The 14,484-nt window shown below is 73.4% G+C and carries 13 protein-coding genes; 4 read left to right on the top strand and 9 right to left on the bottom strand.

Translation table 11 applies throughout. From position 1 onward, the window contains the following. Positions 1 to 100: 100 nt before the first annotated feature. Positions 101 to 1,852: a S8 family serine peptidase gene (locus L6E12_RS28270; RefSeq protein ID WP_236230968.1), complete on the top strand. Its 1,752-nt coding sequence runs from the start codon at positions 101 to 103 to the stop codon at positions 1,850 to 1,852. A 64-nt stretch (positions 1,853 to 1,916) separates the two neighbouring features. Here the strand turns inward: L6E12_RS28270 and L6E12_RS28265 are convergent, their stop codons facing one another. From L6E12_RS28265 to L6E12_RS28230, 8 genes are all read right to left on the bottom strand, one after another. Next, on the bottom strand, positions 1,917 to 2,624 hold the full coding sequence (locus L6E12_RS28265; RefSeq protein ID WP_236230967.1) for a DUF2334 domain-containing protein: 708 nt from the start codon (positions 2,622 to 2,624) through the stop codon (positions 1,917 to 1,919). Between the two features lie 51 nt (positions 2,625 to 2,675). Beyond that, positions 2,676 to 3,557 (bottom strand): phosphoribosylaminoimidazolesuccinocarboxamide synthase, encoded by an 882-nt coding sequence (locus tag L6E12_RS28260; RefSeq protein ID WP_236230966.1) that lies wholly within the window; start codon positions 3,555 to 3,557, stop codon positions 2,676 to 2,678. 35 nt (positions 3,558 to 3,592) lie between these two features. Continuing rightward, the gene (locus L6E12_RS28255; RefSeq protein WP_236230965.1) at positions 3,593 to 4,456 is read right to left on the bottom strand and encodes a hypothetical protein; all 864 of its coding nucleotides are present in this window, start codon (positions 4,454 to 4,456) and stop codon (positions 3,593 to 3,595) included. After that, entirely contained in the window at positions 4,453 to 5,838 is a 1,386-nt protein-coding gene (locus L6E12_RS28250) for a lipase family protein (RefSeq protein WP_236230964.1), read from the bottom strand. The genes L6E12_RS28255 and L6E12_RS28250 overlap by 4 nt, the downstream gene beginning before the upstream one ends. Then, positions 5,835 to 6,677, bottom strand: coding sequence for an ESX secretion-associated protein EspG (locus tag L6E12_RS28245; RefSeq protein ID WP_236230963.1), 843 nt, complete (start codon positions 6,675 to 6,677; stop codon positions 5,835 to 5,837). The genes L6E12_RS28250 and L6E12_RS28245 overlap by 4 nt, the downstream gene beginning before the upstream one ends. Next, positions 6,677 to 7,198: a putative T7SS-secreted protein gene (locus tag L6E12_RS28240; protein ID WP_236230962.1), complete on the bottom strand. Its 522-nt coding sequence runs from the start codon at positions 7,196 to 7,198 to the stop codon at positions 6,677 to 6,679. Before L6E12_RS28240 ends, L6E12_RS28245 begins: the two co-directional genes overlap by 1 nt. A gap of 67 nt (positions 7,199 to 7,265) precedes the next feature. Next, complete coding sequence (locus L6E12_RS28235; RefSeq protein ID WP_308075337.1) at positions 7,266 to 8,210, bottom strand: hypothetical protein; 945 nt, start codon at positions 8,208 to 8,210, stop codon at positions 7,266 to 7,268. A gap of 53 nt (positions 8,211 to 8,263) precedes the next feature. Then, entirely contained in the window at positions 8,264 to 9,097 is an 834-nt protein-coding gene (locus L6E12_RS28230; RefSeq protein ID WP_236230961.1) for a lysozyme, read from the bottom strand. A gap of 324 nt (positions 9,098 to 9,421) precedes the next feature. On the opposite strand from L6E12_RS28230, the gene L6E12_RS28225 reads away from it, so the two are divergent. Beyond that, the gene (locus L6E12_RS28225; RefSeq protein WP_236230960.1) at positions 9,422 to 11,578 is read left to right on the top strand and encodes an EAL domain-containing protein; all 2,157 of its coding nucleotides are present in this window, start codon (positions 9,422 to 9,424) and stop codon (positions 11,576 to 11,578) included. A 524-nt stretch (positions 11,579 to 12,102) separates the two neighbouring features. On the opposite strand, the gene L6E12_RS28215 is transcribed toward L6E12_RS28225, so the two are convergent. Next, on the bottom strand, positions 12,103 to 12,693 hold the full coding sequence (locus L6E12_RS28215; RefSeq protein WP_236230959.1) for a type VII secretion system-associated protein: 591 nt from the start codon (positions 12,691 to 12,693) through the stop codon (positions 12,103 to 12,105). A 211-nt stretch (positions 12,694 to 12,904) separates the two neighbouring features. On the opposite strand from L6E12_RS28215, the gene L6E12_RS28210 reads away from it, so the two are divergent. Then, on the top strand, positions 12,905 to 13,288 hold the full coding sequence (locus tag L6E12_RS28210; protein WP_110082536.1) for a hypothetical protein: 384 nt from the start codon (positions 12,905 to 12,907) through the stop codon (positions 13,286 to 13,288). Between the two features lie 6 nt (positions 13,289 to 13,294). Then, on the top strand, positions 13,295 to 14,484 hold a 1,190-nt coding region (locus L6E12_RS28205), incomplete at its 3' end, for a PPE domain-containing protein (protein ID WP_236230958.1).

Raw genomic sequence — 14,484 nt, 5'->3', positions numbered from 1 at the left:
GGCGTCCCGCGCGGCCCGCGCCGCCGTCTGCTGGTGTGACGGGGCGCCCTGCCCGGGCTGCTCGGCCCGGGACCGCCCCCAGAGTCGTCCGGAGGACATCGTGTTCCTGCGTTCCCACTCCCGGCTCCGCCGCGCGGCCACCGCCGTCGCGCTCGGGGTCGGACTGATCGCCGTGCCCGCGACACCCGCGGTCGCCGCCCCGACGAGTCCCGCCGCGGCGAACGCCGCCGCGGCGGGCCTGCGCTCCTACCTGGTGATCACCGCCCCGAACAACACCGGCGGCGCCAAGACCGCCGTGGGCGCCAACGGCGGCGCGGTCTACGCCTCCTACGACGCGATCGGCGTCGTGGTGGCGCACTCGGCCGCCGCCGACTTCGCTCCCAGGATGCGCGCGGTGACCGGGGTCCAGCAGGTCGGCGCCACCCGGACGACCGACGTGCCCGCCGCCGCGGCCAACCCGGCCGTCCCCGCCGCGCCCGCCCAGAGCACCCCCACGGCCGCGGAGACCGCCCGCGAGGACATGACCCAGATCGGCGCCGACCAGGCATGGGCGGTCAACCCCGGTTCCCCGGCGGTGACCGTCGGCATCCTCGACACCGGGGTCGACGACCAGCACTACGACCTCAAGGCCAACTTCGTCGCCGCCAAGTCCGCGTCCTGCGCCTACGGCAAGCTCGACACCCGGGCGGGGGCCTGGCGCCCGGTCGGCGACCACGGCACGCACGTCGCGGGCACCGTCGCCGCCGCCCGCAACGGCAAGGGGGTGGTCGGCGTGGCCCCGGCCACCACCATCGCCGCCGTCCGCGTCGCCGAGCCGACGACGCAGATGTTCTACGCGGAGAACACCATCTGCGCCTTCGTCTTCTCCGGCGACATGGGCTTCAAGGTGACCAACAGCAGCTACTACGTCGACCCGTGGCTGTTCAACTGCCCGGGCGACCTCGACCAGGCCGCGATCCTGGAGGGCGTCAAGCGGGCCGTGGCCTACGCCGAGGGCAAGGGCGTGCTGAACGTGGTTGCCGCGGGCAACCAGAACTACGACCTGGCCGCCAAGAGCACCGACACCAGCAGCCCGGACGACTCCACCCCGGTCAGCCGCCCGGTCACCACCCCGTGCCTGAGCCTGCCCGCCGAGCTGCCCCCGGTGGTGGCCGTCTCCTCGATCACCTCGTCGAACACCAAGTCGTCGTTCTCCAACTACGGCACGGACAAGGTCTTCGCGGCCGCCCCGGGCGACAACGTGTACTCCACGATCCCGGGCGGCGGGTACGGCGCCATGTCCGGCACCTCGATGGCCTCCCCGCACGTCGCGGGCGTGGCCGCCCTGCTGGCCGCCGTCGACCGCACCGCCACCCCGGCCGCGCTCCGGGCGAAGCTGGCCGCCCAGGCCGACGACCTCGCCTGCACCGACTCCCGCTGCGCCGGGACCACCGCGAAGAACAACTTCTTCGGCGAGGGCCGGGTGGACGCCAAGGAGGCCGTGGGCGCCCCGACCGGAACCGGCCGGTCGTTCGAGAACACCGCCGACGTCCCGATCCCGGACGCGGGCGCGGCCGTGACCAGCCCGGTCACCGCCACGGGCGTCCCCGGCACCACCCCGGCCACCCTCAGGGCCGACGTCAACATCACCCACACCTACCGCGGCGACCTGGTCATCGACCTCGTCGCCCCGGACGGCACCGCTTACCGGCTCAAGAACTCCTCCAGCAGCGACTCGGCGGACAACGTGATCGCCTCGTACACGGTCGCCGCCGCCGCGGGCGAAACCCCCGACGGCACCTGGAAATTACAGGTCCGCGACATCTACAGCAGCGACACCGGCTTCATCAACTCCTGGAAGCTCACCTTCTGATCCGAACCCCGAAGCCCCGGTTCCCGTGCTCCAGGGACCGGGGCTTCGTCGTGCGCCGGGGTGTTCAGCGCCTGATCGGCTGGGGTGCGACCAGTGCCGCGTAGGTGGCGGGGGTGGCGTTGTTGCCGAGGGCGACGTCCACCGCGTCGAGGACGGCCTGGCGGGGGCCGGGGCGGGTGAGGTCGGTGGCGGACACGGCCAGGCGGAGGGTGGCCTGGCGGCGGGTGGTGCGGGCGGCGGCGAGGACCAGGGCGAAGCAGCGGAGGGTCTCCGTGCTCTCCCGGCGGCCCGGGGTCTCCCGGTGGCCCAGCGACTGGACCTTCGCGCGGTGGGCCTCACCGGTGCGCAGGTCGTGGACGGCCAGGGCGTCCGCGCACAGGCGGAAGCCCCGGGCGCGCAGCGCGGTCCTGGTGCCGGGGGACGCCAGCCAGCGGGGGCCCGCGAAGCCGTCGGCGGTGAGGCCCGCACGTTCCATCGCGGCCATGGCCGCGGTCAGCCGCAGGCCCGCCTCGTGGGCGGGCAGGGCGGCGAACTCCGGCCTGCGGCCCCGGCGCACCACGCCGGGGTTGGCGGCGTGGTCGGAGCCGTGCATCAGGACCGCGTCGGAGGTGCGGGTGCGGATCCAGGCGAGGGTGTCGGGGGTGGTCAGCCGGGGGGCGACGAGCAGGGTCAGCGGAACGCCGCGGGTGTCGAGGGCTTCGGCGAGGTCGGCGCAGGAGGACAGGGTCCGGGGGTCGACACCGGACAGGGAGACCAGCAGTCGGGCCGTCACGACACCCAGGACACCGCACCAGGGTGTACCCGAGGTGTCGCGGACGGTGACCTAGGCGATCCAGTCCGCGAAATCGCGGCCGGTGACCTGCTCGTACGCCTGGATGTAGCGCGACCGGGTGGCCGCGACGACCTCGGCGGGCAGGGCGGGCGGCGGGGTGTCGGAGGCGCGGTCCCAGCCCGACTCGGGGGAGGTCAGCCAGTCGCGGACGTACTGCTTGTCGAACGACGGTTGGGCTGCGCCGGGCACCCAGGTGTCGACCGGCCAGTAGCGCGAGGAGTCCGGGGTCAGCACCTCGTCGCCCAGGACGACCTGACCGTCGCGGAGGCCGAACTCGAACTTGGTGTCGGCCAGGATCACGCCCCGGGTCTCGGCGTACGCGGCGGCGCGGCCGTAGACCGCGAGGGTCAGCGCGCGGACCTCCGCGGCCAGCTCGGGGCCGATCTCGGCGACCACGGCGGCGTAGTCGACGTTCTCGTCGTGCTCGCCGACCGGGGCCTTCGTCGCGGGGGTGAAGATGGGTTCCGGGAGGCGGGAGCCCTCGACCAGGCCGGGGGGCAGGGCGATGCCGCAGACCGAGCCGGTGCGGTTGTAGTCCAGGGTGCCCGAGCCCGCCAGGAAACCGCGGGCGACGGCCTCGACCTGGAGCATCTCCAGCCGCCGCACCACCAGGGCCCGGCCGCGGACCTCGGCCGGGATGCGCTCGTCGTCCCAGGCCACCAGGTGGTTGGGCACGAGGTCGGCGAGCAGCTCGAACCAGAAGACGCTCATCGCGGTCAGGACGCGACCCTTGTCCGGGATCTCCGACTCCAGCACGAAGTCGTAGGCGGACATGCGGTCCGAGGCGACCAGCAGCAGGTGGTCGTCGTCGATCGCGTGCAGTTCGCGGACCTTGCCTGCGGCGATCTGGGGGTAATCAGCGAGCGTGGGCACGTTTCAGCAGCCTACGGCCGTGATCGGCCGCACGGTCAGCCGGGCGGGACGCAGTCGGCCATGGCCACCCGCACGTCGAACTGCACGGTGGTCTGCCCCGAGGTCGACGTCCGCTTGTCCAGGAACGACGACACGGTCACCGGGTGGCCCGCGATGACCTGCTCCGCGTCGACCCAGGAGCGCTGCCCCGCCAGCTTGGGCTTGACCGACCAGCCCTCCCGGACGGCGGCGACCAGCCGCTCGTGCACCGGCGGCACGTCCGTCGACTCGGGCAGGGTCGTGCTGGTGTCGGCGGCCAGGCGCAGGCCGAACCGGTCACCGTCCTGGCAGGTGGTCAGCCAGGCGGGCGGCGGCTCGTCCGCATCCGCCGGGAACAGCGCCTCGTCCAGGTCCACCCCGGCGACCACGCCGAACCACAGGGCCATGTCCCGCGTGGGCGGGAACACCGCGGTCAGCGTCGCCCGCTGCGCAGCGGTCAGCTCCGGGCGGGAGAACGCGTCGTCGGGCAGGGCCTCGGTGGGCTGGGTGCTGCACCGGTTCGACTCGGCGCGGACCGTGGCCCGGTCGCCGTCCAGGGTGACCGCCAGCCTGCGGTTGTCCCGGCCGGTGAGGGCGAGGGCGTAGCGGTCGGTCACCTGCGGCTGCCAGCCCGCCGCGACCGCCGCCGCCCGCAGCCGGTCGACCCCGGTGGCGGGCAGCGCGGCGTCGGCCCAGGCGAAGACCTTGCTGCCCGGGTCGGCGTCCAGCGCGGCGCCGCAGGTGCGGGCGCCGAAGGTGGCGTCGGCGAGCAGGGCCCGCACGGCGCCCTCGAAGTCGGCCGGGACCTCGGCGGGCTGGGATTCGGTGCAGCCCGCCGCCAGCAGCAGACCCGCCAGGACCGACGCCGCGCGCTTCTTCACTGCTTGCGTTCCACCTTGTACTGGTGCGTGTCCACCGAGGTGCCCCCGGTGAAGTTCCCGAGGCCGTCGCGGAAGCGGACCACCGACGGGTCGGTGCTGCCGTCGAGCTGGCGGGCCGCGGCCTCGTAGTTCGCGTCCTGCCCGCCGGGGCCGCTGATGGCGTGGTTGCCGCCCGCGGTGCCGGTCTGGTTGTCGAAGGTGACCGTGGTGCGGTTGTCCGTGGCCGGGTTGTCCCGGGCGTCGAGGTGCGGGACCACGTCGCCGTTGTTCTCCAGCGACAGCACCTGCACGCTGTCGGGGACCGGGATGTTGCCGACCGGCGAGCCCGCGGTGATCACGTGCGTGACGTTGTACTGGCCGTTGGTCACGAAGTCGTTGGCGGCGCGGGCGGCGATGATGCCGCCCTGGCTGTGCCCGACCAGCATGACCGGCGCGTCGGCGGGCACCCCCGCGCGTTGCAGGGCCTGGTCGATGCCCTTCTGCAGCACGGTTTCGTTGCCCGCCATGCCGTCGACGTTGACGCCGAAGTCGTTGGCGCTGCCCTTGTCGCCGCCGGGCAGGTTCCACACGTTGGTGCCGGGGACGTCGACGATGTAGCCGGTGATGTTCCCGTTCGCGTCCTTCACCGCCTTGACGTCGATGTTGGACCCCTCGCCGCGCACGTCGGAGTTCTGCGTGTTGCGGAAGTCCAGGCCGTCGATGAGGTCGCCGAGGCCGCCGGGCGGGGTGGTGGCGCGCGGGTCGGTGGCGAGGCCCTTGTCCAGCAGTTGGGCGTCGCCGTCGGGGTAGGCCTCGGCGATCAGGCCGGTGAGCGAGCCCAGGGTGCTCGGGAAGCCCATCGCGCTCAGCGTGCCCGGGGTCATCCCCAGCAGGGTGTCGACCATGCCCGGGTGCTCGACCAGCCAGCGCTGCCAGTCGCCGTCGTAGTTGAGGTGCACGTCGGCGGCGATCACCGCGGCGGTGCCCCCGGCCGCGGCGGCGGTGCCGAGCAGGCCGGTGGAGCCGATCGCCGCACCGGCCAGCCAGCGGCCCGCCGCCAGCGCCTGGGCGTTGAGGTCGTCGGTGAGCTGGTAGGCCTGGTTCGTCGCCTGCAGCGCCAGGCCGCGCAGGCCGATGGCGGCCGAGGTCGCGGTGAGCCCGCTGGGGCCGTCGAGCGCGCCGAGCAGCGCGCCCTCGAACCGGACCAGCCCGGCCGGGTTGAGGATGCCGGAGGCGACGACGTCGGCGTCGGCGAGGTAGCGGTGGCTGGTCATGGCGATCGTCAGCGTCTGGCCCGCGACGTCGTCGGTCAGCCCGCCCATGGCCGCGAGGTCCTCGTAGACCGCGTCGCTGCCGCCCGCGCCGCCCTCGACGTTCAGGTTGGTGACTCCGGGGCCGGTCATGTCAGTGCCTCCGCCACGTAGGGGGCCAGCCAGACCCCGATCTCGTCCCGCTCCACCGGCGCCAGCTCGACGAGCCGCCGGTCCGTCCCGACCGCGGCCGGGCGGATGCCCACCCAGCCGGTGTCGCTGTGCAGCCAGGTCAACTGGGCCGACCGCACCGCGGGCGCGTCGCCCCCGGCGCCCACCACGGCGGTCGCCAGGCAGCGCAGCACGCCGTCGGTGCGGCGCACGACCTCCTGGGCGAACGCCGCCTCCGCCTCGGGCAGCTTGAGCACGTCGAGGACGTGCGCGGCGGCGCCGGGGTCGGCCTCGCGCATCAGGTCGGCGATGCCGAGTTCGTGCAGCGCGTCCAGCGGCACGGTCCCGCGCAGCGGCTCGGCGTCGCCCGGGTCGTCCAGCAGCGACCCGATCCCGCCCGCCTGCCACGCCGGGACCGCCCGCACCAGCTCGCGGCCCAGGTCGACCGCGGCGAACAGCGACAGCTCCACCGCCGCGTCCGGCAGCAGGAACAGCGACGCCCCGAGCGCGCCGTTGAACGCGTGCAGGCTGCGCGAGCCGCGGGCGCCGACGGTGGCGGTGGTGTCGATCATGATCCGCGGCGCGGCGAGCACCCGCAGGTTCGCCTCCACCGACGGGTGCACCGTGGTCAGGTCGCCGGAGCCGCGCAACACGCCCCGGTCGAGCAGCGCCGCGGCCTCGGCGCCGGTGGTGATGTCCGGTGCGGGCGCCCACTCCGGCGGCAGGTCGAACCCGGACTTGGCGACCAGGAAGGCGTACTCGGCCGCGGTCAGCACCAACCGGTGCGGGGCGGTGACCGGCTGGCCGGTGGTGGCGGGCACTAGGACGCCACGCCCTGCGCCCGCATGTACTCGCCCACGTCGAGCCACTGCTTGTCGCCGAACGGCGGCAGGCTGTTCGGCTGGTACTTCCAGCCCTCCCACGGCGGCCGGGGCGGCTGCGGGGAGTCGCCGCCGAAGCCGAGCGCGTCGCCCACCCCGCGGGCCACGTCGGCCACGGCGTTCTTGAAGCTCTCCACGGCCCGGTTGAACCGGTCGATGGCCCCGTTGAACCAGTTCACCACCGAGTCGGCGATCCGCTTGATCGCGGCGATCAGCTCGCGCACCTGCTGCGCGTGCTGCCGCAGCGCCGCCGCGGCGGCGTCCAGCTTGTCCGCGGTGGCGTCGAGCTTCTTGCGGTCTTCGGCGATGGTCTCCCGGCAGCGGTCGGCGGCGATGGACTTCCACCGCATCCCCCGCGCCTGGGTGTCCATGTCCCGGCCGTGCTTGCGGACCTCCTCGGCCCGCTGCTCGATCTGCCCCGCCAACCGGTCCAGCTCGTCCGGGTCGCCGTAGAACGCCACCTGCCACCCCCAGGGGTCGGAACTCCTCGACAGTGGTGGACGGACCCCGGCGCCTCCCGGTTCCCCGTCAACCGGGGGAATCTTCGCCGATGCCGGGGGCTCCCGGGAAGCGCGCGCCGTCGAACTTCGTCGGACCCAGGTACCTGACCCGGGCCAAGCGGACGCGGGAGCCTGCCGTGAAGCCGCTGAACCACGCCTTGCGCTCGAAGACCACGTCGTCGGCGTGCAGGATGCCGTGGCTGGTCGCGGCGGTGAACCAGGCGTCGCCGTGCACGTGGCAGCTCCACAGCGAGTTCGACTCGTGCAGGTGCGCGTACCGCAGGGTCAGCTCGCCGACGACGCGTTCGGAGATGTCGAAGTACTCCAGGTCGGCGCCGGTGAGGTTGAGGTCGTAGTGCGGGGTCTGCGGCGTCTCGTCGGCGGTCCTGGGCAGCAGGTCGGCGATCACCCGCTGCGCGGTCAGCCGCACCTGCTGCTCGCCGAGGTCCACCGCGCCGGACCGGTCGAACGGCCAGCGCAGGTAGGCGCAGCACACGTCGAGCACGGTCTGGGTGTAGTCGGGGCGGCTGCGCGCGACGCCCGCCAGCACGTGCAGCGCGCCCACCCGCACCTGCCCGGCCGGGTTGCCCAGCAGCTCCACGGCCCTGGCGAAGCGCTCGTCCGCGGCGCGCTCGCGGTCGTACTGGGTGCGCTCGGACTCCAGGTCCTGGCGCAGGCGCTCGACGTCGTGGCGCTGCTCGTCGGTGCGCCGCTTGCGGTCGTTGAGCCACAGCGCGTACAGCGCGACCACGGCACCCGCGGCGAGGCCGCCGGTCTTGAGCGCCTCGCCGCGGTTGGGGTTCGGTTCGCTCATCAGCCAGCCCGACACCAGCCCGAGCAACCCCGTCGACACCAGGATCGTCGCCACCAGCCACAGCCGCTCGCCGCGCGAGCGGCGCAGGAGCCCGACGATCCCGGTGACCGCGCCCGCGAGCAGCAGCACCGCGCCGGTGATCACGAAGGCCCACTTCACGCGGCGGAAGCTACCGGACCCGGGAGCCGCGTCAGCGGCCCCCGGGTCGTGGGTCAGCCGTTGGCCATCGCCTGGAGCCGGTCGATCGCTCCGTTGAAGTAGTTCGTGTCCAACGGGGACGAGGTGTACTGCCAGAACGTCCACACGCCCCAGTTGTAGGGCAGCGTGCCCACGGTGGAGCTGTAGCGGGCCACCCACAGCGGGTTGGTGCCCGCGAACGCCTGGGCGCTGCCGACGCACTGCGACCACCAGCTTGTGCTGGTGTAGAACACCGCGTCGCGGCCGGTGCGCGCCCGGTAGGTGTTGGCGAAGTCGCGGATCCAGGCCGCCATCGACGCCTGCGACAGGCCGTAGCAGGTGGCCCCGTACGGGTTGTACTCCAGGTCCGCGACCCCCGGCAGGGTCTTGCCGTCGCGCGACCAGCCGCCGCCGCTGGAGGCGAAGTAGTTGGCCTGCTGCGCGCCGGAGGACACGTTGGGCAGGGCGAAGTGGTAGGCGCCCCGGATCATGCCGACGTTGTAGGAACCGGTGTACTGCTGGGAGAAGTACGGGTTCTTGTAGGTCAGGCCCTCGGTCGCCTTGACGTAGGCGAACCGCTTGCCCGCGTTCCAGTGCGCCGCCCAGTCCACATTGCCCTGGTAGCTGGCGACGTCGATCCCGGACATGGTGGCCTGGACGCCGGGGTCGGCGACCCCGCCCGACCGGGTGTCACCGCCCTCGTGCTCGCGGATCTGCGAGCCCATGGTGTGGTTCGTGGTCCGGTCGGCCTCGTCGCCGTCCTGGCCTGCGTTCGCCTGCGGGACGGCGACGAAGAGACCGACGACGACGGCTGATGCGGCGAGCGCGGCGGCCAAGCCGCGTCTGGTGCCACGAGCGGTGGACTTCATGGGAGGTCCTTTCCGAATGCCCTCGAGACGGACAGCTGTACAGGGGGTAGCCGCCCGGATCTCGATTGTTATCGGTTCACCACCCACTTGTCACGCTTTTGTGTGAATTGATCACTGAATATGCAGGAAAGTAGGGGGAGCTGCATTGACGGGCCCCGTCGCACTGGAAAACTCCCCACAAGATCACTTACCCTCGACTCCTCGACGTAATCGGCCGAACGCGGTGGGTGAGCAGCGGCGAAACGACCTGCGAATCCCGCATCCGGGCTGGCCACCCGCCGTTGTACAGGCGAAACTCTTCGACGGACCGCGGAGGGAGTGGTGGTGGGCAGCACGGTGCCGGACGGGACGGAACGGGACGGGGTCTCGGCGTTCGCCGAGGTGTGGGCGACCGCGCTCGCCGAGACCGGGTACGCGGGCATGGACCAGCGCACCCTGGTCGCCAGGGTGCGCGAGTACACCGAGGTGCTGGCCGAGGCTGTGCGCGCCGAGCGGTTCGCGCCGGAACCGGTGGAGCGGGTCGGGGTCGCGGTGGTCGAGCTGCGGTTCGCCGCCGCCCGGACGCTGGCCGCCTCCGTGCGGCTGATCGGCGAGGACCTGCTGCGCGCCGTCGGCGCCGAGGGCGACCCGGGCGCCGCCCGCCGGGTGCCCGCGGTCCAGGGCGCCTTCGCCGCCGGGTTCACCACCGCCATGCAGGACCGCATCTTCCGCGACCAGGAGGCCATCCGCCGGGCCGCGCTGGACGCCCGCCGCGGCGCGGAGTCGGCGCTGCTGGCCAGCGAGGCCCGCTTCCGGGCCATGTTCACCCAGGCCGCGGTGGGCATCTGCATCAGCGACGCCGACGGCAACGTGATCGAGGCCAACGCCGCCCTGGCCGACATGCTCGGCTACCGGGTCTCCGAGCTGCGCCACATGCCGGTCACCGAGCTGCGCCACCCCGACGAGGACCCGGCGGCGGTCAACTCCCTCGACGCGCTGCGCAGCGGCGAGCGCGACCACTTCCGCGGCGAGCGGCTGCTGCGCCGCGCCGACGGCAGCCCGCTGCGCACCGACCTGTCGGTCAGCCTGGTGCGCGACGAGGTGGGCGTCCCCCAGTTCCTGGTCGCCATGGCCGAGGACGTCACCGAGCGCCACCAGCTCCAGCAGCGCCTGCGCCACCAGGCCGACCACGACCCGCTGACCGGCCTGGCCAACCGCGCCCTGTTCGCCGAGCGGCTCGCCACCGCCTTCGCCCGCGGCGACGACCACCGCGTCGGCCTCTGCTACCTCGACCTCGACGGCTTCAAGGTCATCAACGACAGCCTCGGCCACGACATCGGCGACGAGCTGCTGGTCGCCGTCGCCGCCCGGCTCGACCGCCTGGTCAGCGCCGAGGACCGCATGGTCGCCAGGATGGGCGGCGACGAGTTCGTGGTCCTGGTGGAGAACAGCACCCGGGCGAACCTGGAGGCCCTCGCGGGCCGCATCCTGCGCGCCCTGGCCGAACCGGTCCCCATCGGCGGCCACCGGCTCGCCGTCTCCGCCTCCATCGGCCTGGTCGAGCGGGCCGTCGCTGACGCCACCCCCGCCGAGACCATGCGCGACGCCGACGTGACCCTGTACTGGGCCAAGGCCGACGGGAAGAACCGCTGGGTCGCCTACGACCCGGAGCGCAACGCCCGCGAGGTCGCCCGCTTCACCCTCTCCGCCCGCATGCCCGCCGCGGTCGAGAGCGAGGAGTTCTACGTCGACTACCAGCCGATCGTCCGCCTCAGCGACGGCGCCATGACCGGGGTGGAGGCCCTGGTCCGCTGGGCGCACCCGGAGTTCGGCAGGCTCGGCCCGGACCGCTTCATCGGCCTGGCGGAGGAAACCGGTCTGATCGTGGCCCTGGGCCGCTGGGTCCTGCGCGAGGCCGCGGGCCAGGCCCGCCGCTGGCGCGACCGCTACGGCGACCGCGCCCCGGTGGTCAGCGTCAACCTGGCCGCCCGCCAAACCCAGGAACCCGACCTGGTCGCCGACGTCAGCACCATCATCGCCGCCGCGGGCCTGCCCCCGTCGAGCATCCAGCTCGAACTGACGGAGAGCGCCATCATGGGCACCACCGGCGGCCCCCTGCGCACCCTGCGAGAACTGGCCGACCTGGGCATCCGCATCGCCATCGACGACTTCGGCACCGGCTACTCCAACCTCGCCTACCTCCGCCACCTACCGGTGCACGCCATCAAGCTCGCGGGCTCCTTCATGGAGGGCGTCGGCAACCCCCACACCCTCGACCCCGGCGACGAAACCATCGTCACCACCCTGGTCTCCCTCTCCCACGCCCTCGGCCACCAGGTCATCGCCGAGGGCGTCGAGGACTCCGCCCAAGCCGACCGCCTCCGAGAAATCGGCTGCGACAGCGCCCAGGGCTGGCTGTTCGCCAAGGCGGGCCCACCGGGAGAGATCGAGCGCATGCTCGACCAGCAACTCCTCACCGCCCCCGCCCAACGCACCCGCTGACCCACCCCCGGCCCGCCCACCAGCAGCCCTGAACCCGCAGGCCCGGCCACCGGTCACCAGAAACCCACCGGGCCCAGCTACCAACCGCCGCCCTGGCGGCCAGCCACGCCGAACTCCATCGTGCCCAGCCTGCGACCCCCGACCGCCAGCCAGGCACCCGGAACAGCACCAGCAACCCCACCAGCCGCCGGTCTGGCGGCCAGCCACCCAGAACCCCATCAGGCGCAGCGAAAGCCAGCCACCCCCGCAACCGCCTACCCGGCTACGCCAATGCCCGGGTGGGTGGATGTGCTTGGGTGGGGGTGGCGATCATGTGCGAGCCTGCTTGGGCTGTGGGGCATCTCTTCAGCCCCACTCGGTCACACTGGGCGCATGATCGCTGTAGGGGCCCCGCCCGAGCGGATCCACCCACCCGGGCACGCCCCGAAAACTCCCGGGCTTTGAAACCAGCCAGGGCAAACCAAGGCAGCAAACCAGGGCAGCCCAGCCACATCAGCCGGACCCACGAGCAGCGCCCCAAGCCCTCAGCGGACCGCGACACCGCCCACAACACGCCGACCAGAAACGCCACCGGCACGGCGCAGATCCCCCGCCGGGATCACCGCCGTCAGCGGCCCGAGCGGGTTGACCACCAGCGGGCACCCGCGCAGTTGACCGGCCAGCTCCCGCCCCGAAACCTCCCGCCACCCCGGCCAGGCCCCCGGCACGTGCGTCGCCGACGTGCACGCGGGTACGAGCACCCGCCCGTCGTGGTTGCGGAACCCGGTGATCGCCCGGTCGTCGCCGCGGCGGGCGTAGACCAGCAGCGTGGCGTCCAGCACCGCGGGCAGCAGGTCGGCCTGCCGCCGGTGGCGGGTGTGCACAAGCTGCAACAGCTTCTCCAGCGGGTTGGACGTCACCGGGAGGCGCAGCGCGGCCGGGGAGGGCCGGTACCCGGTGTTGTACCGGAAGCGCTCGACGACTTCGCCGCGGTCGTCCACCGGGTAGGCGCCGACCACGCCCCAGGGGGGCACGTCCACGTCCGGGCTGAACGCCGGGTCGATGACGTACAACCAGCTATTGGGGTTCGACCGCGCGCTCACCCGCATGTCGAGGGTGATTTCGGGCTGATGCACCCCTTCAGCTTCGGTTACCTCGGGTCACTTGCGAACACCCCCCGTGCTGTACCACCCGAACGAGTGATGAGGCGGCGGCGGGGGTACTGCACATCTGGCGGTCGGTAGTCGGAAAAGGGGTCACGAGATCCCCCGAAGGTGCGGGAACCGTTCCACATCCGCCCGCATCGGAGTTACAGTCGTCGCGTTCGCACACAGGAGGGGGTACGGGGTGTACCTGGCCGATGGAGGCGGAGGGTCGATCGCGCCCTCGGCGCCCGATTTCAGCGGAACCCGGACCCTGCGGATCGAACCGTCCGCCATCCCGGGCGCGCTGGCCGCGTTCCGCGAGGCGTACGACCGGGTCGAGGCCAAGGTCACCGCGCTGGACGGGCTGGAGGTCCCGGAGTGGGCGAAGGACCCGGTGAGCGGCGAGGCGGCCACGGACTTCACCGCGCGCACCAACGGCGGCGGCGCGGACTCGGCCATCGCCTGCCTGCGCGGCTACCAGGAGCAGTTGCGCCGGGCGATCGAGTCGCTGGAGACCGCGCAGGAGGGGTACCTGCGCACGGAAGGCACCAACCACGCCATGTGGGGCAAGCGGGACCAGGGGTGAGCTGAGATGGCCATGCACCGGTGGGAGGGGTACGACCACCCCACGCTCTTCAAGATGATCAATAGCGGGCCGGGCCCGGCGGCGTCCACGGCGCAGACCGAGTACTGGTCCGCGCTGACCGCCGAGCTGGAGCAGATCGACGCCGACCTGGCGACCAAGCTGTCCACCATGCAGGCAACCTGGGAGGGCGGTGCCGCCGACCAGGCGCAGACCGGCCTGACCCCGTTGCAGGCGTGGGCCGCCGACGCGCGGTCCGGCGCCTCGCTGATGCGCGCCTCCACCGAGTACCAGGCCGACATCGTCGGCCGGGCCCGCGCCGAGATGCCGGAACCGGTCAAGGTCACCACCCCCGCCCCCTCGGGCTGGGACAAGCTGGCCGCGGGTGCCGCGCTGCTGACCGGCAACGCCGGTCCGGCGGCCGGTGTGCTGGCGCAGTCGCAGGACCACGAGGCCCAGGAGGCCGCGCAGGACGCCGCCTCGCAGAAGGCCGTCGACACCATGGACTCCTACCAGTCCAGCACCCACTTCAACACGTCCACGCTGGGCACCTTCGTGCCGCCGCCGGACGTCGTCGTCTCCACCCCGGCGCCGGACGGCGGCGTCGGGTACCAGGTCGGCTACGCCATTTCCCAGGCCACCGGGGGCACCGGCGGCTCGGGCGGCGGCACGTCCGCCGCGTCGTACGCCCCGGTGCAGCTCACCAGCGGCACCCCCGGGCAGTACCTGGCCCCGACGGGCGGCGGGAACCCGGTGCACACCCCCCAGTTCGTCCCCGGCGGCAACCCCCCGGCCTTCACGCCGGTCAGCACCTCCACCACCCCCGCCGGCTACCTCCCGCCGACCGGCGGTGGCGCGCACACCCCGGTCAACCCCAACGCCATCACCGGTGTGCCCACCGGTGGCGGCGGTCTGCCCGGTGGCGACTCCACGCGCTTCCCCGGTGGCGTCCGCCCCGGCCTCACGCCCACCGACGTGGGCCTGGCCCGCGGCGGCTCGGCGGCTGGTCAGGCCGCCGCCCAGGAGGCGGCTGCCCGGCGCGGTGCCCTCGCAGGCGGGCTCGGCGGGTCCGCTCCCGCCGAGGGCCCGGCGCGCGGCGGCGCCAACAACCCCCTGGGCCGTGGTGGCGTGGCGGGCGCGGGCTCGTTCTCCGGTGACTCGCTGCTCGGCGGCCGCAACGGCACCGCCGGTGCCGCGGG

The sequence above is a fragment of the Actinokineospora sp. PR83 genome (genome assembly GCF_021056305.1).
Lineage (GTDB): Bacteria > Actinomycetota > Actinomycetes > Mycobacteriales > Pseudonocardiaceae > Actinokineospora > Actinokineospora spheciospongiae.
The sequence above is the reverse complement of the archived record's forward strand: the minus strand, read 5'-3'. Positions and strand labels throughout refer to the sequence as shown.

Excerpts from the sequence above, each read along its gene's own strand:
- L6E12_RS28250 (WP_236230964.1), bottom strand. The coding sequence starts at position 5,838 with ATGACCGGCCCCGGAGTCACCAACCTGAACGTCGAGGGCGGCGCGGGC.
- L6E12_RS28230 (WP_236230961.1), bottom strand. The coding sequence starts at position 9,097 with ATGAAGTCCACCGCTCGTGGCACCAGACGCGGCTTGGCCGCCGCGCTC.